This is a genomic window from Nocardia africana NBRC 100379, from assembly GCF_001612635.1.
Classification (GTDB): Bacteria; Actinomycetota; Actinomycetes; order Mycobacteriales; family Mycobacteriaceae; genus Nocardia; species Nocardia africana.
In genome coordinates this window covers 258,985-283,994 of sequence record NZ_BDAV01000011.1, presented here as the reverse complement: position 1 = coordinate 283,994, position 25,010 = coordinate 258,985, and the positions used below count along the sequence as shown (strand labels likewise).

Annotated in this window: 26 protein-coding genes; 11 read left to right on the top strand and 15 right to left on the bottom strand. The window is 66.7% G+C overall.

Annotation, left to right across the window (positions count from 1 at the left end):
• Positions 1–34 precede the first annotated feature (34 nt).
• The 9 genes from NA3_RS20385 to NA3_RS20345 form a co-directional block, all read right to left on the bottom strand.
• The gene (locus NA3_RS20385; protein ID WP_062965189.1) at positions 35–784 is read right to left on the bottom strand and encodes a polysaccharide deacetylase family protein; all 750 of its coding nucleotides are present in this window, start codon (positions 782–784) and stop codon (positions 35–37) included.
• Positions 781–1,767, bottom strand: a complete 987-nt coding sequence (gene galE, locus NA3_RS20380) for a UDP-glucose 4-epimerase GalE (protein ID WP_062965188.1) — start codon at positions 1,765–1,767, stop codon at positions 781–783. Before galE ends, NA3_RS20385 begins: the two co-directional genes overlap by 4 nt.
• Positions 1,764–2,678, bottom strand: coding sequence for a DMT family transporter (locus tag NA3_RS20375; protein ID WP_062965187.1), 915 nt, complete (start codon positions 2,676–2,678; stop codon positions 1,764–1,766). Before NA3_RS20375 ends, galE begins: the two co-directional genes overlap by 4 nt.
• The gene (locus NA3_RS20370; protein ID WP_062965186.1) at positions 2,675–3,790 is read right to left on the bottom strand and encodes a glycosyltransferase family protein; all 1,116 of its coding nucleotides are present in this window, start codon (positions 3,788–3,790) and stop codon (positions 2,675–2,677) included. Before NA3_RS20370 ends, NA3_RS20375 begins: the two co-directional genes overlap by 4 nt.
• Positions 3,791–3,792: 2 nt before the next feature.
• Positions 3,793–4,731, bottom strand: a complete 939-nt coding sequence (locus NA3_RS20365) for an NAD-dependent epimerase/dehydratase family protein (RefSeq protein ID WP_218021861.1) — start codon at positions 4,729–4,731, stop codon at positions 3,793–3,795.
• A gap of 18 nt (positions 4,732–4,749) precedes the next feature.
• The gene (locus NA3_RS20360; protein ID WP_062965184.1) at positions 4,750–5,877 is read right to left on the bottom strand and encodes a DegT/DnrJ/EryC1/StrS family aminotransferase; all 1,128 of its coding nucleotides are present in this window, start codon (positions 5,875–5,877) and stop codon (positions 4,750–4,752) included.
• Between the two features lie 319 nt (positions 5,878–6,196).
• A complete protein-coding gene (locus NA3_RS20355; RefSeq protein WP_062965183.1) occupies positions 6,197–7,741 on the bottom strand; it encodes an AMP-binding protein in 1,545 nt (514 codons plus the stop codon).
• An 8-nt stretch (positions 7,742–7,749) separates the two neighbouring features.
• A complete protein-coding gene (locus NA3_RS20350; protein WP_062965182.1) occupies positions 7,750–8,877 on the bottom strand; it encodes a DUF5938 domain-containing protein in 1,128 nt (375 codons plus the stop codon).
• A gap of 81 nt (positions 8,878–8,958) precedes the next feature.
• On the bottom strand, positions 8,959–9,762 hold the full coding sequence (locus NA3_RS20345) for an SDR family NAD(P)-dependent oxidoreductase (RefSeq protein ID WP_062965181.1): 804 nt from the start codon (positions 9,760–9,762) through the stop codon (positions 8,959–8,961).
• Between the two features lie 228 nt (positions 9,763–9,990).
• Here NA3_RS20345 and NA3_RS20340 point away from each other — a divergent pair, with 228 nt between their 5' ends.
• Positions 9,991–10,644, top strand: coding sequence for a TetR/AcrR family transcriptional regulator (locus tag NA3_RS20340; RefSeq protein WP_062965180.1), 654 nt, complete (start codon positions 9,991–9,993; stop codon positions 10,642–10,644).
• Here the strand turns inward: NA3_RS20340 and NA3_RS20335 are convergent.
• Complete coding sequence (locus NA3_RS20335; RefSeq protein WP_062965396.1) at positions 10,632–11,114, bottom strand: adenosine-specific kinase; 483 nt, start codon at positions 11,112–11,114, stop codon at positions 10,632–10,634. The two genes, NA3_RS20340 and NA3_RS20335, sit on opposite strands and share 13 nt — an antisense overlap.
• Before the next feature lie 241 nt (positions 11,115–11,355).
• Between NA3_RS20335 and NA3_RS39150 the strand changes: the two genes are divergently transcribed.
• Complete coding sequence (locus tag NA3_RS39150; protein WP_218021860.1) at positions 11,356–12,096, top strand: histidine phosphatase family protein; 741 nt, start codon at positions 11,356–11,358, stop codon at positions 12,094–12,096.
• 151 nt (positions 12,097–12,247) lie between these two features.
• Here NA3_RS39150 and NA3_RS20325 read toward each other — a convergent pair whose 3' ends face one another.
• Both NA3_RS20325 and NA3_RS20320 read right to left on the bottom strand, forming a co-directional pair.
• Positions 12,248–13,468 (bottom strand): cytochrome P450, encoded by a 1,221-nt coding sequence (locus NA3_RS20325; protein ID WP_062965179.1) that lies wholly within the window; start codon positions 13,466–13,468, stop codon positions 12,248–12,250.
• Positions 13,465–14,688, bottom strand: a complete 1,224-nt coding sequence (locus NA3_RS20320; protein WP_227995227.1) for a cytochrome P450 — start codon at positions 14,686–14,688, stop codon at positions 13,465–13,467. Before NA3_RS20320 ends, NA3_RS20325 begins: the two co-directional genes overlap by 4 nt.
• Positions 14,689–14,864: 176 nt before the next feature.
• On the opposite strand from NA3_RS20320, the gene NA3_RS20315 reads away from it, so the two are divergent.
• Genes NA3_RS20315 through NA3_RS20290 form a run of 6 tightly spaced genes read left to right on the top strand, consistent with a single transcriptional unit; the run spans position 14,865 to position 19,898 of the window.
• Positions 14,865–16,520: an AMP-binding protein gene (locus NA3_RS20315; RefSeq protein WP_062965178.1), complete on the top strand. Its 1,656-nt coding sequence runs from the start codon at positions 14,865–14,867 to the stop codon at positions 16,518–16,520.
• Between the two features lie 48 nt (positions 16,521–16,568).
• A complete protein-coding gene (locus NA3_RS20310) occupies positions 16,569–17,357 on the top strand; it encodes a ferritin-like domain-containing protein (RefSeq protein ID WP_062965177.1) in 789 nt (262 codons plus the stop codon).
• A gap of 6 nt (positions 17,358–17,363) precedes the next feature.
• Entirely contained in the window at positions 17,364–17,900 is a 537-nt protein-coding gene (locus NA3_RS20305) for a PaaI family thioesterase (RefSeq protein WP_062965176.1), read from the top strand.
• A complete protein-coding gene (locus NA3_RS20300; protein ID WP_218021859.1) occupies positions 17,897–18,157 on the top strand; it encodes an acyl carrier protein in 261 nt (86 codons plus the stop codon). Before NA3_RS20305 ends, NA3_RS20300 begins: the two co-directional genes overlap by 4 nt.
• Positions 18,157–19,047 (top strand): SAM-dependent methyltransferase, encoded by an 891-nt coding sequence (locus tag NA3_RS20295; RefSeq protein ID WP_062965175.1) that lies wholly within the window; start codon positions 18,157–18,159, stop codon positions 19,045–19,047. The genes NA3_RS20300 and NA3_RS20295 overlap by 1 nt, the downstream gene beginning before the upstream one ends.
• Positions 19,048–19,055: 8 nt before the next feature.
• Positions 19,056–19,898 carry an acyl-ACP desaturase gene (locus tag NA3_RS20290; protein ID WP_062965174.1) on the top strand — a complete coding sequence of 281 codons (843 nt, stop codon included), beginning with the start codon at positions 19,056–19,058 and terminating at the stop codon, positions 19,896–19,898.
• Positions 19,899–19,974: 76 nt separating this feature from the next.
• Here NA3_RS20290 and NA3_RS20285 read toward each other — a convergent pair whose 3' ends face one another.
• From NA3_RS20285 to NA3_RS20275, 3 genes are all read right to left on the bottom strand, one after another.
• Positions 19,975–20,436, bottom strand: coding sequence for a PaaI family thioesterase (locus NA3_RS20285; RefSeq protein WP_062965173.1), 462 nt, complete (start codon positions 20,434–20,436; stop codon positions 19,975–19,977).
• A 115-nt stretch (positions 20,437–20,551) separates the two neighbouring features.
• Positions 20,552–21,250 carry a DUF8020 domain-containing protein gene (locus tag NA3_RS20280; protein WP_062965172.1) on the bottom strand — a complete coding sequence of 233 codons (699 nt, stop codon included), beginning with the start codon at positions 21,248–21,250 and terminating at the stop codon, positions 20,552–20,554.
• 73 nt (positions 21,251–21,323) lie between these two features.
• Positions 21,324–22,250, bottom strand: a complete 927-nt coding sequence (locus NA3_RS20275) for a PDR/VanB family oxidoreductase (protein ID WP_062965171.1) — start codon at positions 22,248–22,250, stop codon at positions 21,324–21,326.
• A gap of 161 nt (positions 22,251–22,411) precedes the next feature.
• Here NA3_RS20275 and NA3_RS20270 point away from each other — a divergent pair, with 161 nt between their 5' ends.
• Genes NA3_RS20270 through NA3_RS20260 form a run of 3 tightly spaced genes read left to right on the top strand, consistent with a single transcriptional unit; the run spans position 22,412 to position 25,001 of the window.
• Complete coding sequence (locus NA3_RS20270; RefSeq protein WP_062965170.1) at positions 22,412–23,572, top strand: acyl-CoA dehydrogenase family protein; 1,161 nt, start codon at positions 22,412–22,414, stop codon at positions 23,570–23,572.
• 38 nt (positions 23,573–23,610) lie between these two features.
• The gene (locus NA3_RS20265; RefSeq protein ID WP_062965169.1) at positions 23,611–24,138 is read left to right on the top strand and encodes a YiiD C-terminal domain-containing protein; all 528 of its coding nucleotides are present in this window, start codon (positions 23,611–23,613) and stop codon (positions 24,136–24,138) included.
• Entirely contained in the window at positions 24,135–25,001 is an 867-nt protein-coding gene (locus NA3_RS20260; RefSeq protein ID WP_062965168.1) for an alpha/beta hydrolase family protein, read from the top strand. The genes NA3_RS20265 and NA3_RS20260 overlap by 4 nt, the downstream gene beginning before the upstream one ends.
• Positions 25,002–25,010: the final 9 nt, after the last annotated feature.

The window sequence follows — 25,010 nt, the reverse complement described above, 5'->3', positions numbered from 1 at the left end:
TCCACCTCCGACACCGGGGGCGTCCGGGTGGTGATCAGTTCCGCGCGCGGCTGTCGGCCTGACGCCGCTGGTGCATCGTCCGCTCGGCCAAAGAGCCGACGAGCAGATCTCGCTCGGCGCACTCGGTCAGGATTCGCGGGATCGCCTCCAGCGTCGCGCGCCACGAGCCGGGTGCGGATGTGCAGTCGGAGTCGTGCAGCAGGATCGTGGCGCCGGGGCGAAGGTCGCGGACTACTCGGCGTGCCACCGTGTCGGGGGTCGCGGTGGGCACCCAGTCCTTGCCGGACGCCGACCACAGCACAGGCGTCAGGCCCAAGTGCCGGGCAGTGGCGAGTGCCGCGGCCGAGACTATCCCGTATGGCGGTCGATAGTGCCGCGGCGCGCTTCCGGTCACGTCGGCGATCAGGTCGTACGCGCGGGCGATGTCGCGGTATGTCGCTACGGGCCCGCGCGTCAGCAAGCAGCGGTGGCTCCAGCCGTGCACCGCCACTTCGTGTCCCGCCGCGGCGATCTCCGCGCCGAGCGCCGGTGCCCGCGCGAGCATCGATCCGAGCAGGAAGAACGTCGCGTGCACGCCGGCGGTGTGCAGCGCGTGCAGGACGGCCGGCGTCGACGCCGGATCCGGGCCGTCGTCGAAAGTCAGTGCGACCGTGCCGATGTCGGCGTATCCGGACAGGCGAGGAGTCAGACGCTCGCGAACCGCGGAGATCGCGGTCACCGACGGCAGGGCGTTCAGCGTCACCGCACCGGTACCGGCGAGCGCTGCCCACGCGAGGCGTTTCATGCGTGGCTTCTCCCGCGTCGCGGCAAGACCCGTGCATTCCATTCGCTGCTCAGCATGTCCGCCAGGCCGAGCCGCGCGTGCCAGCCGAGTTCGTCACCGATTCGCGCGATGTCGGCGATCACGCGCGGCGGGTCACCCGGACGCCGGTCGCCGACCGAATACCGGAACCGCTTCCCCGTCACCGCGCGCACGGCCTCGAGGATTTCGAACACCGAGTACCCGCACCCTGTCCCGACGTTGTACACCGCATTGCCCCTCTGCCCGTGCTCGAGCCGCTCCGCCGCGCTGACGTGCGCGTTCGCGACGTCGATCACGTGCACGAAATCGCGAACGCAGGATCCGTCCGGCGTCGGGTAATCGGCACCGAAGACGACCGGGGACCGGCCGGTCGAAACCGCTTGCAGGACATTGGGTATCAAGCCGGTGGCGTTCCGGTCACCCAGCCCTGGGCCGCCCGCCCCCGCGACGTTGAAATAGCGCAATACGGTCGAATTCAGGGTGTCGAATTCCGCAGCGGCGTCGGCGACGATCCATTCACACGCGAGCTTGCTGCGCCCGTAGGGGTTTATCGGGCACGCCGGTGTCTGTTCGCCTACCGTCCCGTTTCCGACCTGCGAGCCGTATACCGCTGCGCTGGAGGAGAACACGAGATGCTCGACACCGGTGGTACGCATCGCTGCGAGCAGGGTGCGGGTTCCGCCGGTGTTCTGCTCGTAATACTCGAGCGGATGGGCCACCGAGTCCACCGCCGATTTCCGGCCGGCGAGGTGGGCCACTCCGGTGATGTCGTAGTCGCGCAGGACGGCGGTGACGGCCGCGAAGTCGGTGATCGACGCCGCGACCGTGGCGACACCGCCGGGTATCGCCGCACGACGACCCGTGGAGAAATCGTCGAGTACGACCACCGACCGGCCGGTCGCGCACAGCGCTCGCACCACGTGGGAGCCGATGTATCCGCCACCGCCTGTCACCAGCCAGGTCACCCCGGCCTCCCCGGGGTCCGGTCGGTCTCCGGCTCGATGATGTGCGCGGCTGCCGAGGCTCGGTCGCGACCGAGACACACCACACCGACCGATACCGCCAGCAACGCGACGACGAAGGCGGCACCGGCGCGGCCACCGGGGACCTGGTCACCGAGCATGGTGATCCCGAGCACGACGGGCACGAACGAGGACAGGAAGCTCGTCACAGGGAATATCAGGACCGCCGGGCCGACCTGCAGACCACGCTGGAGCAGGCTGAGAGCGAGTATCGAGCACACCACGAGTACGAAGGGTGTCGCGGTGGCGAGCATCATCCACGGCGCGTGTGCGTCGAAGGTGAGTCCGACCTGGCGCGTCGCGACCGTGGCGATGCCGTAGGCGAACCCGGCCCCGATGCCGAATGCCAGCGCCGCCGCCCATGGTCGCCGGGTCTCCCGCTGCCCGACGATCGCCGCGGCTCCCGCGACCACCGCGCCCGCAAGCACCAACAGGAGCAACTGGGCCGTCGAGGCGGGCGAGCCGAGTGTCGATTCACCGCTGAACGCGTATGCCATGAGGCCGGTGCCCAGCACCATCGCGGCGATCCCGCACCGTCCCGCGGCCGCCAATCGCTCATCGAGTCCGCGGTGGGCCAGCACTACCAGAAACACCATGTCGAGGGTCAGCAACGGCGCGACCAGGGTCGCCGGCGCCACCGAGAACGCGTATGCCTCGGCCACGAAACCGCCTATCTCGCAACCCAATCCGAGCAACCACAGCGGCCGTACGGCGAGCCGGGCCAGCAGCACCAACCCCAGGCCGCCACCGCGAGCGGTCCGCCGCGCCGCCGTTGCCTGCACCACCGGCGCGCAGCCGTACAGCGCCGCGGCCACGATCACCGCCGGCAATCCGTGGGTCAGCGACTGATTCACGGCGCCGATGCTGTCCAGGCGCCGAGGCCGACCCGGTCCAGTGTCGCGCCGAACGCCTCCTCCCACCCGCCCGCCTCGACGGCAACCGCGGCGGACGGCGGCTCGACTCGCCGCAGACAAGCCGACACGGAACGACGGATGATCTCCGGCTCGGCGGAGGTGACCGCCGCTCTGCCACGCACCAGCTCCTGATGAAGGTTCTCTCTACCGTGCCCGGGCACCACATCGAGCAGGAGCAGGTCCCGTCCGATGACCCTCGCCTCCGCGCAGGTGTCTCCCGACGAGGTCACGACCAGGTCGGCGGCGGCCATCAGCACGGGTATCTCGTCGGTGAAACCGAACGGGACGATCCGCTCCGACCCTGCGGCGAGCGCTCGCAGCCGGCGTTCCAGTCCGGCGTTGCGTCCCGCCACCGCAAGCACGTAAACGCCTGCGCGCGAGATCAGATCGGCCGCCTCCACAAGCGGCCCGATCCCCCACGCCCCCGAGATGAGCAGCACGCACCTGGCCTCCGACGGCACGCCCAGTGCCTCCCGTGCCGCGGCTTGGGTCGGAGCCCGATAGAACTGCGGGCGCACCGGTACCGGTACGACCGCGATCCGCGCGTCCGGGTCGAAGCGACGGATATAGGCGGCCGCCGGATCCGAGGTGACCAGGTAGAGATCGGTATTGTCGTGCACCCACAACCGATGCGGGCAGGTGTCGGTACAGAACACGGCATTCACCACGCCGGGATGGCGCTCCTTGACCCGGCTCGCCGCGGCGGCGCCCGTCGCGAACACCGACAGCAGCAGCTCGACCGGCCGGTCACGCAACCGTGCGTCGAGGGCGGGCACGAGGTAGCGGCAGGATGCCGCGTCGACGAACCGTGCCAGCCGGCCTCCCGGACGCAGTTGCCCGAAGTGGAAGGCGTCGTAGAGGCCGGGCACGGCGAGCAGGCCGCGAAACACCCCTTCTCCGAGCCCACCTCGGCGCTGTCCCATCATGCGCATGCTGTCGACGGTGTCGGTCGTCCAGCCGCGCCGGCGCAGCGACACCGCGCACGCCTCGGCCATCACATCGTGTCCCATACCGAGCGAACCGGACAGCAGCAGCGCGGAGGGGGTCGCCATGGCTACCCACTTCCGCCGGCGGCAGCCGGCTCGGGATGCTCCGCCAGATACCACTCGACGTATTGCCGGACACCGTCCTGGAACGACGTGGTCGGTCGCCACCCGATCAGCGACCGGGCCAGGGCGTTCGACACGTCGATACCCCGGAAGTCACCGGGGCGCGCCGGCACATGCTCGATCGTGGTGCCGGGAAAACGCGCCCGGACCGCCTCCGCCATATCGAGCACACTCACGCGCTCGCTTCCTTCGAGCGCGATCACCTGGTTCTCGGCGGCCTCGGCGAGCACCGCTGCGTGCGCCTCGGCAAGGTCCTCGACGAAAACGTAGTTGCGGAACTGTTTGCCGTCTCCGGCGATGGTCAGTGGCTCACCCGCGATGGCTTTGCGCACGAATCGGGCGAGGACGAGTTCGTCCCGCATACCCGGTCCGTAGGGCACGCCGTAGCGCAGGATCGTGAACGGCACCTCGTAGGTCTCGGCGTAGCTGTGGATCAGCATTTCCGCCGCGATCTTCGTCGAGGTGTAGATGTGGCCGGCCTTGGCGAGCGACATCGGCGCCGCCTCCGTCAGTGGCTGCGCCCCGCCGGAGGTGTCGTAGGCGGCGCCGTACACCCAGACCGTGCTGGCGAATACCATTCGCCGCAGGCCGTGGACACGAGCCGCTTCCAGAACATTGGCCGTGCCGTCCACGTTCAACCGGACCGTCCGCAGCGGGTCCTGTTGCGCGACATCGACATTGGACATGCCGGCCAGATGGAAGATCACCTCGAGATCCGCCGACGCGTCGATGACCGCCGCCGGGTCGAGCACGTCCAGCCGGCGGAACTGCGCACGGGGGTCCGGTCTCGACGGGGCTACCGTATCGAGGGCGTACACCGTGTGTCCGGACTCGGCGAGCCGGCGAATCACGTGGGCCCCGATGAAGCCGGAACCGCCTGTCACTCCGATCCGCATGTGCGTTCAGCCTCCCATCAATGTGTCTCGGACCTCGCGCAGCGCCGTCAGCACATGATCGACCTCGGCATCGGTCATATCCGAGTGCAGCGGCAGGCAGATGTGGCGGGCGCAGATGTCGTCGGCGACCTCGAGCCGGCGGCGGGCGAAGCGCTCGAACACCGGTTGCCGGTGCAGCGGCGCCTCGTACACCTCACCGGACAGCGAAACCCCGAACCGTTCCTTGACCGCCTTCTTGAACTGCGCCCGGTCGATGTCGTCGGTGGGCACCACGATGTACTTGTAATAGTTGCTGCGTCCTTCGGGAGCGAGGGCGAGCCGCTCGAATCCGTCCATGGCGTCGATCGCCGCGTCGTAGCGTCGTGCCGCTGCCTGGCGCACCCGCAGGAATTCGGGAAGGTGACGCAGGTGAACCAGGCCCGTCGCAGCGTGCAGTTCGCTCATCCGCCAGGCATATCCCTCGCGGATGTGCACGTTGCCGAGGAAGCCGGCCTTGCCCTGGTCCCGGTAGATCACGGCTTCGTCGCGGATACGCTCGTCGGCGGTCACGATCATTCCGCCCTCGCCGCTGGTCAACACCTTCGTCGGATAGAACGAAAACGCGCCCGCGACGCCGAAGGAGCCCGCGAACCGGCCGCCGTGGCTGCAGCCGTGGGCATGCGCCGCGTCCTCGACGAGCGCGATGCCTCGCTCGTCGCACAGCTTCCGCAGGGCCGGTGCCTCGGGCGTGATCAATCCGCCGATATGGACGAGCACGACGGCCGCGGTGTCGGGGCTCAGCCTGGCTTCCACCGTGGCGGGCGACAGCGCGAAGGTGTCCCTGTCGACGTCGGCGAACACCGGGTTACCACCCGCCCGCAGCACCGAGAAACCGGTCGCGGCAAAGGTATTCGCCGGCACCACCACATCGCGTCCGGCAACGCCGATGCTGCGCAGGATGATCTCCAACGCGGCGGTTCCGGAGCTCACGGCGACCGCATAGGGCACGTGGTGGGCCGCGGCGAAATCGGATTCGAACTCTCGAGTGTTGGGCCCCAGCGTCAGCGCGCCGGTGCTCAGTGCGGTGGTGACCCGACGGGCGATTTCGTCTCGATCATCGTCGGTGAACACGATTCGCGCGGCCGGTATTTGCATGCGAGCCTTCCCTCGTCAGCGAAATATCCATTCGTCAACTACCGCGGACGGCGATCAGCCCAGCTCGACATGCACCGCCGCCCTGCCACGACACAGCTCGACTACGCATCGACACGGATGGCGAGATACCCATCAGCTCCAGCCGCGGCATCGTTCCTTCGACCAACCAAAAGGCGATGTTACACGGACGGATGTCTCTACCAGCGATTATTCGGTCAATTCCGTCACCGCCCGCGAGTCGGCCCGGGAGCCCGACCTCGCGAGGATTGTGGTCGGTGCGCGACCCGCCGTCCGATTCGGGCACCGAGGCCGAACGGCCTCACGTCGTCCGCGTGTCCAGCATCGTCGCGCGGACCTCGTTCTTGAGGATCTTGCCCACCTTGGAGCGGGGTAGCTCGTTCCAGATCTCGACTTCTTTGGGCGCTTTCACACTTCCTATTCGTTGCTTCACGAAGGCGATGATGTCGTCGCCGGCGACCTCGTGGCCGACGCGAAGCTCGATCGCGGCGGTGACGCGTTCGCCCCATTTGGCATCGGGAAGCCCGACCACCGCCGAATCCTTGACCGCCGGATGCGCCGACAGGGCCTGTTCCACTTCTGCCGAGTAGACATTGAACCCGCCGGTGATGATCATGTCCTTCGCACGGTCGACCACGAACAGGAAGCCCTCGTCGTCGAGATAACCGATGTCACCCGTGTGATGCCACCCGAAGGCGCTGACTTCGGCTGTCGCCGTGGGATTTTCGTGATAGCCGTCCATCACCAGCGGTCCGCGGACGACGATCTCACCACGTTCTCCTCGCGGAAGCAGCGCGCCCTCCCGGTCCATGATCGCGACCGTGGTCAGCGGCGTCGGCCGGCCCGCCGACGTCAGGCGCTCGGTTGCCACCGACCCGTCCGGGCGGAAGTGGTCGGCCGGTGCCAGCGTGGCGATCATGTTCGGTGCCTCGGTCTGCCCGAACAGCTGGCCGAGGACGGGTCCGATCCGGCGCAGGGCCTCTTCGAGCCGGGTCGGCGACATGGGAGCCGCGCCGTACCAGAGACAGCGCAGTGATCCGAGATCGCGGCTGTCGAGGTCGGGATGGTCGAGAACGCCGTAGACCACCGTCGGCGGGAGGAAGGCGTGGGTGATGCGATGCCGCTCGATCGACGCGAGGAACTCGCCGATGTCGGGGGCCGGCATGATCACGACCTCGCCGCCGAGGCTGAGGATCGGAAAGGTCAGCACGCCCGCCGAATGCGTCAGCGGCGCGAGCGCGAGGTAGCGCGGCCGGTCGCCGAACGGGTAGCTCATCAACGTCAGCGCGGTCGAGGTCATCATGTTGTCCTCGGTGAGCCGCACGCCCTTCGGCCGCCCGGTGGTGCCGCCGGTGCCGGCCAGCATGCACAGGCCACCCTCCGGCCGGCGCGTCTCGTCCGGTTGCGCGGCATGCTCGGCGAGCCAGTCGTCGTAACGCATCGCCCAGTCGAGGTCGCCGTCGAGGCAGACGAGCCATTCCAGGCGGGGCAGGTCGCCGCGGATCCGGTCGACCAGGCCGGCGAACTTCTCCTGGAACAACAGCAGCCGGCATCCGAACAGATCGAACAGCTGCCGGTTCTCGTCGGCCTCGTTGCGAGGATTGACCGGGCACCACACCGCACCCGCACGCGAAATACCGAATACGCAGGTGAGCGCGAGCGGGTCGTTGGCCGACAACACCGCCACCCGGTCTCCCGCCTCGATGCCGGTGTGCTGCAGCGCACCGGCGATGCGGACGGATCGATCCTGGACTTCGCCGTAGCTGGCGGTCACGCCGCCGGTCGTGAGGCAGGGCGCGCCACGACCGAGCGACGCGCCCTTGTCGAGATAATCTGCGAGACGCATCGTGGACCTCAGCGGTGCACGCTGACGATCGGATCCAGCACGAGGCCGAACGCGCGCAGCGTGCCGAGCAGTTCGCGGTGCCCGAAAGCCTGGCAGCTGGAAGCGAATCCGACGCGCCGCGGTGGCCCCTGCAGCAGCGCGGCGGCGGCGTGCGCGTTGAGCAGGGCCGTCTGCTTGTAGTTGCAGTTGCCGTGAATCACGCAGTGCGCGCGCCCGAGCGGACCGGAGGCGTACACCGAGTCCAGCGAGGTGTTGATCCGGGGGTTCTCCCGCGGCGGCATCTCACTGCGAATCGCCGCCGACTGCTCGTCGATGATCCGGTACTTCTCCTCCTCCGACTTACCCTCCATCTGCTGCAACGCCGCGGCCACCAGCACCGGAACCCCTTGCATCAGTGGACGATTGAACACGCCGCCCAGCGCGCGGGCGTTGGCGACGCGCGGATCGTTCTTGAACCACACCGGGTGCGAGGTGCCGCCCCAGGGCAGCGCCAGGCCGAGTTCGTGCTGTCCCGGCACGCTGACCGTGTAGAGGCCCTCCTCGGGAGGCCATTCGACGTACTCGTTCTGCTCCAGGTAGTACGCCTTGGCGAAGGCCGCGTTGGTGAGGATAGTGTTGGTCGAGGCCACGGTGGGATGACCCTTCCAGAACACCTGGATGTCGAGGGTGTCGAGGCCGGGGTTTTCCAGGCAGATGTTCGCCGCGATCTCACCGATCGAGTACATCTGCGCCAAGCCGGGCGTGAGAAGCAGTCCGCGCGAGGCGAAGTCGGCGCTGTAGCGGGCCTGCGCGTCGATCATCCAGTTCTGCTCGCCGTTGGTGTCGGTGTAGTGGGCGCCGATCTCCAGGCAGGCTTGCACCACCTCGTGACCGTAGCGGGCGAAGGGGCCGACGGTGTTGAGGACGACCTCCGCGCCTCGGAACGCCTCGGTCAGCGCGGCGGTGGTGTGCTCGACTTCGACGATCTCGTGGTCGACGGTGTCGATGCCCGGCACGGCCTCGACCGCGGCTTTGACCCGTCCGTGGTCGCGGCCGGCGGCCAGGAACGGAATGGTGTACTCGCGCAAGTACTCACAGATGAGCCGACCGGTGTAACCGGAGGCACCGTAGACGACGACGCGCTTGTCGGTGGGCATGACTGAACTCCTCTGAAGGGGTGGGTACCGGTTGAAGGGGTGGGTACCGGTGAAAGATGTTGCGGCGCTGGGTAATCTGGGCTACATCCCCATGCCTCCGTCGACCGGGAGGCCCGCTCCGGTGATGAATTTCGCCGCGTCCGAGGCGAGGAATACGACGGCGTCGGCCATATCGTCGACCTGGCCGAGGCGGCCGAGCGGCGTCAACTCGGCGACTGCCTGCGCGGCGGCCTCGGGTGAGGGGAAGAGGCCGAGTTCGGCGCAGTCGACGGCGAGCTTGTTACCCATGGCGGTCGGGGTCAGCGCCGGGTAGATGCAGTTGACCCGCACGCCGTACCCGAATTTGCCGGATTCGGCCGCGGCGACCCTGGTGAGGCGGTCGATGCCGGATTTGGTCGCCGAGTACATGCTGATGCCGGGGAACGCGATCGTCGCGGCCACCGACGCGATGTTGACCACCGCTCCCCCGTTGCCGGCCACTCCGCCGGGACGCATCGCGCGAAAGGCGTGCTTGATACCGAGGGCGGTGCCCAGCAGGTTGATCTCCAGCATCGTCGATGTCGCGGCGGGGTCGAGATCGACCAGCAGATTCGTGACCTCGACACCCGCGTTGTTGACGACGATGTCCAGTCCACCCAGCGCCTGCACCGTGGTGGTGGTCGCGGCCTCCCATGCCGCATCGTCGGTGACGTCGAACGCGATGAATTCGGCTTTGGCCCCGGCCTTTCGGAGAGCCTCGACGGCGTTCCGGCCGCCCTCGGCGTCGATGTCGCCGATCGCCACCGAGGCGCCCGCCGCCGCGAGCGCTCGAGCCATGCCGGCCCCCAGGCCCTGTGCCCCGCCGGTCACCAGTGCGGTACGTCCGGCCAGGTTGTAGCTCGTCATATCGATACCTCTTCGTCGAGATGTCGCACGCGAGAAGGTGCGAGTGCGATGTGGGCGACAGTCATCGGAGGATGTGTCGCACGCCACAGTAAGCGGAAATCTTGACACTCGTCAAGACTTTGCTTGACAGACGTCAAGACTTTCTTGGACACTCGTCAAAAGGGCGCCGCACCGGCACCGCTACACTCACAGGACAGACATGACGTGATCCGGCCGACAGGACCCACCGTGACGCAGGTCGCCGACCCCAAAGCCCGCGTGGAAGAACGCGCCCGAGACAAGTTCCAGGCGCGGCGCAACGAGCTGGCCAGGGCCACCCTGCACACGCTGGCCGAACTCGGTTACGCGCGCACCAGCTTGCGGGAGATCGCCCAGAACTCCGAGTACTCGCACGGCGTGCTGCATTACTACTTTTCCGACAAACTCGATCTGATCGCCCACGCCGTGCGCCAGTACGAGGCGGTCTGCGTCACCCGTTACGACGAGGTCTGCACTTCGGCCGAGAGCGCCGAGCAGCTCCGTACCGAGTTCGCCGCGACCTTCTTCGGAACCCTGCAGGCCGACGCCGCGATACACCGGCTCTGGTACGACCTGCGCAACCAGAGCCTGTTCGACGACTCGTTCCGCGCCGACGTCCTCGACATCGAAGCCCGCCGGGAAGACATGATCTGGCGGGTCGTCTCGCGCTACTGCGAACTGTCCGGCACCGAGCCGGCACTGACGCCCGCCACCGTCTACGTCACCATCGACGGAATCTTCCAGCGCACACTGCTGCACTACATCGCCGGCCGGGCAACCGAAATCGACTGCGCCCGTGACCAGCTCGACGCGGTTTTCGCCCTGCTGAGCGCGCCAACCGGCCACGCGCGTCAGAGCTTGTAGCCGATGTCGCGGAGCAACCGCATGCGGGCGGCTATATCCGCGTCACCTTCCACGCCCACGGGAGGCGAGCCGTCGACCACACCGATGATGCCGCGTCCCAGTTCTGTCTCCGCGACGATGACGTCGACCGGATTGGCGGTGGCGCAGAAGATGCCGCATACCTCCGGCACCCCGCGGATCGCGTTCAACACGTTGACCGGGTAGCCCTCTCGCAGGAACACGATGAACGTATGCCCGGCACCGATGGTGTGCGCGTTCTTCACTGCGAGGGCCATCAGCTCGTCGTCGTTCCCCGACCGGCGTATCAACCGCGGACCGGAAGCTTCACAGAACGCGAGCCCGAACTCGAGATGGGGACCGGTTCCGACAAGCGCCTCATGAAGGTCCTCGACCGTCTTGATGAAATGAGCCTGACCGACGATCACGTTCTGATCGTCCGGCTTCTCGATGCGCACCGCAGACAGTTCCATCGCTGCACCGCCTTCCTGATCGCGTATCCGCACGGTCACGCCGCCCGTGATCGTTGTGCTTGCTCCGGTGTGATCGGCCTTCCGTTCACAACCGCTTCGATCTCACCGCCTCGGTCCCCACCCTCCTAGAGCCCCCGGTCTCCCCACCGTGTGACCGAAGTCCCGCACGGCGAATTCCGGATTATGCGAGGGAGATCGACGACTTCTGCCGACGACCGATCGGGCGGCCACTACTTCTCGGGTGGCAGAGCGCAGCCGTCACTGGGATTCTCTATTCGTGACAGGACCCACGGCCCGGGCCGAGTACCGCCAACCTCGTTTCCAACCGCCGGCTGGATCTACCGAATTACTCCTGATCCGTCACGGTGAGTCGGCGCCCGCTCGCGCGGACCAGCCATTTCCGTTGCTGGAGGGCCAAGGAGATCCGGAATTGGCTCCGGAAGGGCGCCGACAGGCCGAAGCCGTCGCGGCCCGGCTGGGCGCAGAGCGCATCGACGCCATCTATGTCACTCCATTTCGGCGAACGATGCAGACGGCCGCGCCCCTGACGGTCCACCTGGGACTCCCCCCACGCGTGGCGGCCGACTTGCGCGAGGTGCATCTCGGCGACTGGGAAGGCGGACTGTTCCGCAAGATGGTTGCCGACCGCCATCCGGTAGCGCAGCGCATGCAGGCCGAGGAACGGTGGGACGTCATTCCTGGCGCCGAGCCGGCTGCAGAATTCACCACCCGGGTTCGCCGGGCGGTCGAACGACTCGCTCACGAGCATCCCGGCCGGCGCCTGGCGGTCTTCACCCATGGCGGCGTCATCGCCCAGGTACTGTCCCAGGCCAGCGGTTCTCGCCCGTTCGCTTTCCACGGGGTCGACAATGGATCGGTCTCGCATGTCGTGGTGACCGCAGAGTCGTGGATCGTGCGGTGCTTCAACGACACTTCCCACTTGGGTACGACGTTCAGCCGCTCCGCCGCGCCACTGACCTGACGCGCATGGCCGAGCCTGCGTGCGAATCAGGATGCCGTTTCGGGCGAGCAGCCGAATTCCCTGGCGAAGGCATCGAGCATCCGACAGGGCCCGGGCATCGAGCAGCCCGCGATACCGGCGCCGCCCACGATGGTGAGTGGCCCGGCTGTGCTCACACCGTCACCGGGAGAGCGGCCACGCTGCGATGGATCAAACTGGGCCGGTATTCGATGGTGTCGGCGTCCAGGCGCAGATCGGGAGCGCGTTTCAACAGCGTGCGCAGCGCAATCGTGGCTTCGACGCGTGCCAGCGGTGCGCCGAAGCAGTAGTGGATACCGAGACTGAACCCGAGGTGCCTGCGCGTGGGCCGCGATCCGGCGTACCGAGTGACGTCGAAGGTGTCGGCGTCGGGGAAGGCGCGCTCGTCTCGGCTCGCTGACGCGGTCAGCACGACAACACCCTCGCCTCGACGGAACTGCCGGCCGCCGACGACGGTGTCGGTCAGAGCGACCCGGATGGTGAATTGGGTCGGCGCGTCATAGCGCAACATCTCATCCAGCGCCGGCCTGATCAGATCCGGGTTCTCCCGCAGTATCTGCAGCTGTTCGGGATGGCGCAGCAGGGCCAGCGTGCCGTTGCCGATCAGATTGATGGAGGTCTCCATCCCCGCTACCAGCAGCAACAGTGCGATGCCGACTGCTTCCGGCTCCGTGACCAGCTCTGCTGCGAGGCCTGCGGTCACCAGCTCGCTCAGAAGATCATGCCCGGGAGCGAGTTTCTTACGCCCTGCGAGCTCCGTGAAGTGGGCCAGACATTCCGCGGCAGCCGAGTCACGGGCGGTGATCGCGTTGTCGTCCAGCAGCGAATCCGGATCGGTGCCCCGGGCGATCGCCAACTGCCACTGCCGAAATCGGCCGGCGTCGACGGGGTCGGCGCCGAGCATCCACACCGGGATCATCGCCACCGCCAACGGCACTGCCAGGTCTTCGATGACGTCGAATCTTCCCCGTCGTAGGGCGGCATCCACGCGATCGTCGACAACCTGCTCGGCGAGCGGCATCAACTGAGAGACCATTCGCTGGGTGAACGCTTTGGCAACCAGTTTGCGGTAGCGCCCGTGTTCGGGCGGATCCATGCGTACGAAGGAGCCGGGGATGGCAGCAGTGGTGTCGCGGAACGGGCTGATTCCCGCCGTATAGCCGTGGCCCCAGTCCGGACTCGTCAAGACGGCGGCACATTCTTCGTATCGAGTGACGAGCGTGACCGGCACTTCGCCGAAGTCGTAGGGCAGCAGCGCCGCGGTGTCGCGTGCACGGCGGTAGGCCGGATATGGATCGGCTCGATGACTCGGATCGAACGGGTCGAAGGCGATCTCGGGCGCAGCGGTATTCATGTGGCCTCCACGTGGACGAGCATCTCGGACATACCGCGTACAACCACGTTCGGCCGGTACGACGGTTCATCCAGCAGGGTCAGGCGCGAGACCCGATCAGCGATAGCGTGCAACACCGATCGCATCTCCAGGCGTGCCAGTGGCGCGCCCAGGCAGTAGTGCAGCCCCGATCCGAATGACAGGTGCCGTTCGGTGCGACGGCCGGGCAGGTACCGGCCGATATCGAATCTTTCGGGTTCGGCGAAGGCGGCCGGGTCCCGGTTCGCCGAACCCAGCAAAACGACGACCGCGTCCCCAGGGGCGAAAGTCCTTTCACCGACAGTGATTTCGGCCCGCGCGGTGCGGGTGGTGAGATGGACCGGCGCGTCGTAGCGCAGTACCTCGTCCGTCGCGGGTCCGGCGTAGCCGGGATCCTCGCGCAGTCGGTGGAATTCGCTCGGATTGCGGATCAGCGCGAGCACACCGTTCGCGATCAAATTGACCGTGGTCTCGTGTCCGGCGACGACCAGTATCAGCAGAGTGCCGATCAGCTCGGTGCGGGAAAGCCGGACGCCGGATTCCTCCGCATGCACCAGCGCGGTGATGAGGTCGGCGCGCGGGGAACGGCGGCGCTGCTCGACCAGATCGCCGAAGAACGCGTCGAATTCGTGCACGGCCACGGTGCGTGCCTTCTTCTCGGCGGCGGTCATCAACGCGTCCGGGTCGAGGCCGCGGGCAATGCCGGCCGACATCGCCCGCACCTGCTCGTGTGCGTCGGCCGGGACGCCGAGCAGTTCGCAGATAAGCGTGAGCGGCAACGGATAGGCCAGCGTCTCGAGCAGGTCGACCTCGCCGGCCTCGAGCACCTCCGTCAGCAGACGGTCGACGAGTTCTCGGGTCCGTTCCGCCATGCCGAGCACAGTTCGAGCGGTGAACGCCTTACCGACAAGTCCGCGCAGCCGGGTGTGGTCGGGCGGTTCCATCCACAGGAACGATCCCGGCAGTGCGATGTCGCTGTCGCCGTGCAATAGTTCGGGTTCCTCCGCGTGGCTCCAGCGCGGATCGAGCAGGATGTCGTGAGCTTCGGCATGTCGTGTGACCAGATGAGTGTCGTGCGGCCCGGGGATGAACGGTCCGGCGGCGCGCAGTACTTCGTAGCTGTCGTAGGGATTACGCCGAAGATGCGGTGCGAGGCTGTCCATGACCGCCGACTGGACTGCGGTCACATTCTGGAAAGTCACGAAACGATAGTGCCGCGCAGCTGGATTCGCGACGCTCCGCGATCGGCACAAACTATCGGGCGATAAGTCTGCCATGCCATCGGTCGAATTGATCGGTTCATCGCGGCTGGTTATCGGCGCACTGAATTAGCAAGCCGTTCAACGTCTCGACACGATTCACTGTTTCCGTAGCGATTATGAATTCTCCGAATTCGCTCGGCACCCTGCACGGTCGGCTGGCCGATATCGCGGACCGTCATCCGCGAGTAACGGCGACTTTCTGGTCGAGCGGCGAATCGATGGAATACATCGAAATGCATTGCGCCGCACACGCTGCCGCGGCGACGCTGGTCGATCGTGGAGTGTCGCGCGGCGAACCGGTGGGCATTCTTTGCCCGAATGCCCCGGAATTCGTGGTGAGTCTGTTCGGCATCGTCGCCGCCGGCGGTGCCGCCACACCCCTGCCTCTACCGGTCGGCGCCCGCCCGGCACATGGCTACCAGCGCCAGCTGGCCGCCATCCTGACGACTGCCGGGATTCGGAAAGTGGTGGTATCGCACCGCTTCGCCGGCCTGATATCGCTGATCGATGAGGGGCTGGATGTCGAATTCATCGACACCGAACACCTGTCGGATGCCGGCGATTCGGGTGCGCGGCTTCCCGCGACGACACCCGATGATCTCGCCATCGTGCAGTTCACCTCCGGCAGTACCGCTGTCCCCAAAGGCGTCCGGCTAACTCACCGGCAGGTGCTGAGCGGCCTGGCGGCCATCCGCGTCGGCATCGATCTGGGCACCGAAGACCAGGGCGCCTTCTGGCTACCTCTCTTCCATGACATGGGCCTCATCGGCACTCTGTCGGCCATTCTGCGCGGTATCCCCGTCCACATCTGGTCCCCGATCGCTTTCGTCAAGGATCCGGCACGCTGGCTGGCGGAGTTCGCCGCCAGCGGCGCCACCATCACGGCAATGCCGAACTTCGGCTACGAGGCGCTCTTGTCCGCCGTCGCACCGGAGCGGGTGTCGGACTACGATCTGCGGCGCTGGCGGATCGGGTTCAACGGCGCCGAGCCCATCTCCTACGACGTCGTCACTCGATTCGTGGACAGGTTCGGCCCCGCGGGCTTCGCGCCCACCGCCATGTTCGGCGTGTACGGCATGGCCGAAGCGACGCTCGCGGTCACCTTTCCGCCGCTGGGCCGCGAACCGGTCTTCGAGTGGGTGGATCGCGGATTGCTCGCGAACGCCCGTGTCGCGGAGCCGGTTACGCCCCGAGCAGCGACGGCCCGCGCGGTCGCCGGGGTCGGCACACCGGTCGCCGGCCTGGCGCTCCGCGTCGCGGACATCGATGGCGTCGATGAGTTGCCCGACGGCCGGGTCGGGGAAATCCTGATCCGCGGCGCCTCGGTGACCGACGGCTACACCTCCTCGGATCCGGCATCGGTGTCCGGCCGCTTCACCGACGGCTGGCTGCGCACCGGCGATCTCGGGTATCGGCGCGGTGCGGAACTTTTCGTGACCGGGCGCTGCAAGGACATGATCACCGTCCGCGGTGTGAACCACTACGCGCAAGACGTCGAGGCCGCGGTCGCGGACATGCCCGGCATCTACAAGGGGCGCTGCGTCGCCACCGTCGACCCGGACGGCGACGACGTCATCTCGCTCATCGCCGAGTCCGAACTGGCGGGTCCCGCCGCCGCGGAACTGTCGTACGAAATCCGCAAACGAATCGCGGCCGAGGTCGGATTGGCCTCGGTAGAGGTGCATCTCGTAGTCCCCCGCAGCATTCCCCGCACCAGCAGCGGCAAGCTCCGGCGGCTGCTGGCCCGCGAATTGCTCCCACACCATCAGTGACGCCCGAACAGTGCCCCGCGGCATTCGTCTTCGAGAACTGGAGAACCCGTGCACAGCTACGACGTCTTCCGCCACTACGAGCGGCTGCACTGGAAGCTGGAAGATCTAGCCTTCGACACCGTCGACACGCGGCTTGTACAGCGCGAATACATCGTCCTCGCCAAAAGCGCCGCAATGGGAGAATCCAATGTGATCGCGGCCGTCCATGGTTTCCTCGCCGAATTCGTCGACGACTACGACCTCTCGACCTTCGCGGTGGTCTGGGGCTACCAGGAGGTGCAGCACCATTACGCCTTTCGTTCCTGGCTGCGCGCCATCGGCGAGGATGTGCAGGAGCAGGCGGTCGACGCCATGCGCGAGCCCTATGCTCCCGGAACCACACCGGCGGCCACACTGGCCACCAACATCATCTCCGAACTGACCGTCAACCATGTGTATCGCGCCGTGTCGTCGTGGGTACAAGAGCCGGTGCTGAAGGCATTGCTGCTCAACGCCAGTCGCGACGAGGCAGGACATGCCCGCGAATTCATCCACTACACCACCGAACGGCTGCGCAAACACCCCGAGGAACTGCCGTCGGTGCTCGAGACCTTGTACGTCTACAGCTCCGAAGCCAAGATCAAACATCCGGTCAGCACATTCAAGTCCGGCATCGCCGAACTCGGCGACCATGAGACGATCGATACCGGTTTCGATCTGTTTCTCGAGCAGGTCGCGGCCGACGGCGAGCTGGATCTACTGCACGAGAAAGTGCGCCGCACCTTCGCCGGCATGACCGGTCTCGACTTGTCCACCAATGCCAAGGTCCGGCGCGCGCTGGCCGAGGCTATCGCGTAGGCCGCGATGGACACCGCTACCGGCCAGGTCCGTGTCCCCTGGTCGGTCCTCCCCGACTACCACTGCTTCGGATGCTCTCCCCACAATCGGTCGGGACTGAACCTGGCCTTCACTCTGCACGATGACGCGCTCCGGGCCGCGTTCCGGCTGAGCCGCTCCTTCGAGTCCTATCCGGGCATCGTGCACGGCGGGCTCATCGGTGTGATCTGCGACGAGGTGATGGGAAACCTCATCGTGCTGACGCGGCACGTTCCGTCCTTCACCGTTTCGCAGCGCACCAGGTTCTTCACCCCGCTGCTGATCGACCGCAAATACCGCTGTGTGGCAACGGTATCCGGTGGAACCGGCGGCGATCTGATTCACGCCGGAGCGGAGATCCTGGACGACGACGGCACCGTCTGCGCCTCCTCGTCGGCGTCATACCGTCCCTTCGCGCTCGATGATGTGCGCCATCACCTCAGACTCGGCGACGACGAGGTCGCGTTGCTGTCGAATGCCATCACCACGGCAAATCCCCTGCCCCATAACGGAGTTCACACATGACCGCCATGAACACGATCGACATCCTGCACGCCGTCACCGAAATCGCCGCCGCCGAAACCGGCCTGCCCATCTCGGCACTGGCTCCCGACGCCGATTTGCGCGGCACCGCCGGGGTCGATTCGGTGCGAGTGTTGCGCATCATCGCCCGGATCGAGCGCACCTACGACATCGAACTCGAGGACGAGGACGTCTTCGCCGTCTCCACCCTGGCCGAGCTGGCGGATGTGGTCGACAAGGCGCTGCGAGAGGCCGTCTGATGTCACGCGATACCGTCACCGCGACGGCCGCCGGCACCATCACCGGGCACACAGGCGATGCCGTCACCGCAGATACGAATCAGCACTACGACCAGGACCCCGACATCTTCGGCCAGTTCCTGGACCCGTTGCGCAAGTACAGTTCCGCGCTCTATCGATCCGACACCGATACGTTGGAGCTCGCACAGCGCAACAAGCTTCGCTTCGTCGCGGGCCGGTTGGGGATCGACGGCGGTGAACGCTTGCTCGATGTGGGATGCGGCTGGGGTTCGCTCATCATTTTCATGGCCGAGGAGTACGGCTGCGAGACACTCGGCATCAGTCCGGCGCCGCGCCAGCACCGATACATCGCCGAACTCGCGGCCGAACGCGGCGTCGGTGATCGGGTTCGCACGCAGATCGGGCATTTCGAGCGTATGCGCTTGCCCGCCGGCCGCCACGACGCGGTCACCATGCTCGGGTCGATCGTGCACATGCCGGATCTGGACGCGGTCTTTCACCGCGCCCGCGCGGTGCTGCGCCGCGGCGGCAGTCTGTATGTGTCGGAGAGTTGCTTCCGCAACGCCGGCGCGCGCCGGGCATTCGACAAACGGGCCGGAACCGAGTTCGTGCGATCGGACATCTTCGGGTGGGGCGATCTGCGCCCGCTGTCGGACCTGGTGACCGCCGCCGAGGACGCCGGGTTCTCCATCATCGCCGTGGATGACCTCACCGAGCATTACCGGCGCACGATCGAGGACTGGATCACCAACGTGGATGCGGCGTCCGACGCCATCGACGCCCATCAACCAGGACTGTCGGACACGTTGCGACGATATCTCGAAGTGGCGAACGCCGGATGGGGCTACACCACAAAGCACTACGCCCTCACCTGTCGCAAGGCCCGGTAGGAGACCGGATGAGCATCGAATCGGCCCTGCTCCCGGCGAGCGAGCTGGCTGCGGCCGTCGACGGGTTCCTCGCCGCCTCCCCCGCCTCCCGTGGATGGGACGTCGAGACATCGTTCGACTGGCCGCGCGCCGACGCCGGGCGTCTCACCGACGGACAACGTTCGGCGGTGCAGTTCGTCACCTTCATCGAAGACCACCTCCCCGGATACTTCGATGTCTACCACCGGTTCTTCCCGGTCGACGACAGCGTGGACATTCCGGCCTTCATCCACAATCGCGAGCTGTACCACTTCACAGTCCGCTGGGCGGCAGAGGAGGACACCCACGCGCGAGCGCTGACCCGGTACCAGGTGGAATCCGGAATGTCCGAAACACACACGCTGCGTGGGGAATTGGCGATAGAAGGCCGGAAACCGTTCGATCTTCCGTACGAACACCCCGTGCAGTTTTTCGCCTACGCCCTGGTACAGGAAAAGGCGACCCAGATGTACTACCACCAGTTGCGGGATGTGGTGGACGATCCCGTCCTCGGCGCCCTGCTCACTCGCCTCTCCCGCGACGAGGCACGCCATTTCAGCTTCATGGCCGATGTGGTGAGCCGGTACCTGCGCACCCAGGGCGACCTGATCGTGGATCCGATCCGCGACGTCATCACCGGATTTCGCATGCCGCTGGCCGACACATTGCGCGGCTATTGGCGGTGGGCGCTACAGATCGCCGATGTGGCCGGCTACGACCACACGGATGCCTACGACCATCTGATCAAAGTGATCGACCGGGCTGTGGATGCCCGTAGCGATCGCGTCGACGAACTGATGACATTCATCGCGCAGTGCCGCGTGCTGAAATAGCCCCGGACTCTTCCGGAGCCGAGAACTGGTTCGGTACCCGCTCGAATCACACGAGTACCGAACCAGTTTTCGTGCGCTACTCCCCCAGCACCAGAATCGTGGTGGAGCCATGGGCGATGAGCTTGCCGGCCGTATCGGTGATCCGCCCCTCCGCCGTAGCGGTTCGCCGGCCGACGTGTACCGCGGTGGCCTCGCAGGTGAGCCGGCTGCCGTCCATCGCCACCGCCCGGATGAAGTTCACCTTCAGTTCCAATGTGGTGTACGCCGTGCCGTCACCGAGCTTGGTGAAAACGGCGCTGCCCATCGCGGTATCCATCAGGGTCGCGAGCACTCCACCGTGCACAGTGAACATCGCGTTTATCGTTGCGGGATTCGGGTCGAGATAGTATCGGGTGTAGCCTTCGCCCGCCTCCTCCAGCCGGATGCCCAGCGACGCTCCCACGCCGAGCTTTTCCTGCAACCCTCGTTCGAATACCGCGGTCAATTCGCTCACGCGCGTTGCGGTGGTTCCAGTGAGCGGGGTGTCGGTAGTGGTCATCGGTTCTTCCTTTCCGGGCTACGATCCGAGGGAGGCCCCGCCCATTCCGGGCGGAGCCTCCGCATCTTCGGGCGACACTGCCGAAGGATCTGCGCGATATCGCCGCGTCGAAACGCTATTTGGGCGCGTTGAACGGCGCGTTGATGGTGGTGAAGTACTGCACTGCGGCGAGAATCGCGACGGGCGCGGTCACCAGCAACTGGCCGGCCAGAGTCCCGAGTGCGCCGACTGCGATGATGCCACCCACGCAACCGATCGCCGCAGCGGGAATGAAGGCACCGAACAGCCCGACGATCGCCGCCGACGCCACAGTCGCCCCCGCGATGCCGCCGAGCAGACATCCCACCGCTCCACCGGTGAGACCGCCGACCAGCGTGCCGATGGTGGCGCCCGCGGTAATCGTGGTGGTCAGGCGAGACCATGCCGCCTGTTCACGGTCGTACGGCGTCTTCCACGGCGCCTGGTCCTGGAACGGCAGGTCCACCGGCTTGTAGACCGCGTGCGCGAGGTCGAACTCCGGGGTCAGCGTCGCGGTGTGGCCGGCGATGTCGGCGGCGATCGGGAAGACGAAGTCGTCGACCCGGAAATTCAGTTCCGTGCCGGCCAGGGTGGTTCCGTTGACGGCCTTGATCTTGAAGATGCCGTTCTCGACATCCAGTGATCCGGCGTCGGTGGAGATGATCGTGGACTTCTCGGTGGTAGTTGCCTTGTAGTTCACTACGCCGGGCTCGTCCGCCTGCGCCGGACCGGCGACGGCGGCGACGTTGACGCAGAGCGTAGCGGCGAGCACGGCGGCCGCAGCGATATTCCTCATCCTGTATTCCTCTGGATTCCTTGCGTTGGGTACTGTCCGTTCCGCCCGCGCCTCGGCGCGGACCTGTCCCGTGTCACAGATCGAGCACGAGGACGTTCGATATCGCCCGCGAAACGCAGGGCATGAAGGTGGTGCCGCGGCGACGTTCCTCGGCGGTGAGCACCGAATCGCGGTGTTCCACTTCGCCTTTCAGGACGCCGGTCTCGCAGCTGCCACAGGTTCCCTCCCGGCAGGACGTCATGATCGCGACACCCGCACTTTCGAGGACATCGACGATCGATCGATCGGCCGGAACGTGCAGCGTGCGGCCGCTGCGGGGAAGGCGGAGCTCGAAGGGGCGGTCTTCGCCGGTGTCGACGCTGCGCGGTACGAAACGTTCCGTGCGTACGACAAGTCCTCGGCGTGCGGCCTCGGTTTCGACGGCCAGCAGCAGCGGTTCGGGGCCGCAGCAATACACGGGAGCGGTGGTGCCGGCGAGGAGGTCCGCGACGGGCAACAGTCCCGATTCGTCCTGGGCGACCATATCCACCTGCGGATAGCGCGCCAACTCGTCGGTGAACGACAGATGGGCGCGGGTCCTGGCGCCGTAGTACAACCTCCACGACGCACCAGCCCGCTCGGCAGCGGCCACCATGGGCAAAATCGCGGTGATGCCGATCCCACCGGCGATGAACAGGTATTTCTCGGCCGCGGACAATTCGAAGTTGTTGCGTGGCAGCGAAACCCGCAGCTCGGTGTTCGGAAGCGCGGTTCGATGCAGATGATCCGAGCCGCCGCGGCCGGCTGCCTCGTGCAAAATCGCTATCCGCCAGTGGTATTCGTCGGCGGGATCACCGCAGAGCGAATACTGGCGCACTCCGGCGGCCCCGGCTGCCACGTCGATATGCGCTCCCGGCGACCAGCGTGGCAGCGCCGAATCATCGAGGGCCGCGAGCTTCAAAGCGAAGACGCCCTCGGCCACGTCCCGTCGGTCGACCACACGGACCGTCAACCCTGTCATCGCACCCCTCCGATGGTGGCGACATCGGTGCCCGATGCCGTTCGCCACCACCCTGGCCGAGGCGCGGCGCCGACCGCGCAGTCGTTTCGGGAGTCGATTCGGCCGATCGTTATTGGCTATCGCCCCGCCGGATGTGCCACTGCCGAACCGAGACTGACGTCATGAGCGCTGTAGCGGGACTGGTCGAACAGACCAGGCAGTTCGTCGTCGAGCATGTGATACCGGTGGAACGCGAGGTGGTCGTCGGCGGTCGAGTCACCGACGACGCGCTCCGCACCGAACTGCAGAAAAAGGCCAAAGAGGCGGGCGTGTTCGGGCCGCTGTCCGATCCTCGCTACGGCGGTCTCGGGCTGGACACTCGCGATCAGGCGCAGGTGCTCGAGGCCGCCGGCGCGAGCTTGCTGGGCCCACTCGCCGTCAACGCCTGGGCACCCGACGACGGAAATATCCACCTGCTGACGCACGTCGCGAATGCCGAGCAGCGCGAACGGTACCTGTCGCCGTTGTCCTCGGGCGAGGTCCGGTCGGCTATCGCCTTGACAGAACCCGCCCCGGGCGCGGGATCGGACCCGCGCATGCTGCAAACCACCGCGCAGAAGACGCATACGGGCTGGGTCATCAACGGCGCCAAGCACTTCACGACCGGAGCAAACGGCGCGGCGTTCACCATCTGCGTGGCGAAGACGTCCGACGGACCGACCATGTTCCTCGTCGATCAAGACAACCCGGGCATTCTGGTAGGCCGTCGCATGCCGACGTTGGACCACACCAGCGCTCCCGGCGGACACTGTGAAGTCACCTTCACCGACTGCGAGGTCCCCGATTCCGCGGTGCTCGGCGAGGTCGGGCGTGCGCTCGAGCTGGCCCAAGTACGGCTTGCCCCGTCGCGGCTGGTGTTCTGCATGAACTGGCTCGGACTGGCGGTGCGTGCCCAGCAGCTGACCGTCGACCACATCGTCGGCCGTTCCGCCTTCGGCGTTCCGGTGGCCGACCACGGGCTGGCGCAGGGACTGGTCGCCGACAACGAGATCGAGATCGCCGCCGCCCGCAGCCTGGTACGCAGCGTGGCCGCCACCGTAGACATCTATGGACCGGCGTCCCCGCAGGCGCGCCACGAGACATCGATCGCCAAGACCTTCGTATCGGAAACGGTGTGGCGGGTACTGGACCGCGCCGTGCAACTACACGGTGGGCTCGGCGTCTGCGAGGACCATCTGGTGGCCCGATTCCTCGTGGAGGCTCGGGCATTTCGCATCTACGAAGGACCGTCGGAGGTACTGCGCTGGTCGATCGCCCGGCGCGTGCTGCGCGGACCACGCTGACCGATTCGCCGCCGATCTACTCGAAAGGACCACAGCCGATGACCATCAGAGAACTCGCGGGATTCGCCGCCTCCTATCCGACATTGGATCCCGACGCCGTCGACTACGAATATCTGCGCAAGGTATCGCAGCAGCTCGTGCCGTTCGGACAGCACGTCGGCACACTGATCAGCGAGATCAGCGCCGACCGCTCGGTCGTGGAGATCCCGGCTTCGGACACGGTGACCAACCAGATGGGCACCGTCCACGCGGGAGCGCTGTTCACCGCCGCCGACATCGCCGGTGCTGCCGCCTTCGTCGGTGCCGCCGCGCACCGCCTGCACGCCGTCGACCGTTTGGTGCTGCGTGGCGCCTGGGCCTCCTACCGCAAACCGGCACAAGGTCGCATCCGCGCGGTCGCCACCGTCGACGCGCAAGAACTTGCCCCACTGCTGGCCACCACGTCCGCGGGACGCTTCGAGCTGTCGGGCAAGGCCACACTGCTCGACGATCGCGACGTGACGGTCGCCAAGTTCACCTTCGACTACGTGGTCGACGTCACGACCACCGGAACGGCGGCGCAGTGACCACCTCGGCTTCCGATTCCGCGCTGGTCGACACTACCGACGGTGTCAGGTTCACCGTCCGCTTTCTGCCCGCCGACACCGCGACCGCGCCCGTGATGCTGATCCTGCCCGCCATGGGCATGAAGGCCAAGCACTACATTGCATTGGCCGAAGCGCTTCGCGCGCAGGGCGTTTCCGCGGCGACGGTGGATCTGCGCGCGCACGGTGAGGCGCTTCCGAAATTGGGCGAGCACAAGGATTTCGGCTACCGGGAGATGATCGAAACCGATCTGCCCGCCGTGGTCGGCGCAGTCGAGCGGCGGTTCCCGGGCGCACCGGTGCATCTGTTCGGCCACAGCCTCGGTGGACAACTCGCGGTGCTGTTCGCCGCGGCCGAACCCGACCGGGTCGCCAGTGTCACCATCATCGGCACCGGCACGGTGTTCTGGTGGGCTTTCGGCCCCCGCCGATGGTGGGAGGCGCTGAGCCGGATCCAGTGGATCGGTCTGGTCTCACGAGTAAAAGGACATTGGCCCGGGGGCGTACTGATACCGGCGCCGATGCCCGGCGGCGTGATGATCGACTGGTCGGTGCACTCGCTCACCAGCTACTACCGCCCCCGCGGTAGCACCCGCAAATACAACACTCTGCTGGCGCAGATGACATTGCCCGTGCTGGTCATCTCGCTGTCCGAGGATGTGCTGGGTCCCAAATCCAATGTGGACTTTCTGGCGTCGCGCATGCGGTCGGCGCACGTGACTCGCTGGCATATCGATGACCATTCGTCCATCACGCACCGGGACCACTTCCTGTGGATCAAGGACGCCCCCGCCGTCGCGGCGGGCGTAGCCGAATGGATCGTCACCGGCACACAGCCGGCGTGAAGGAGTGAC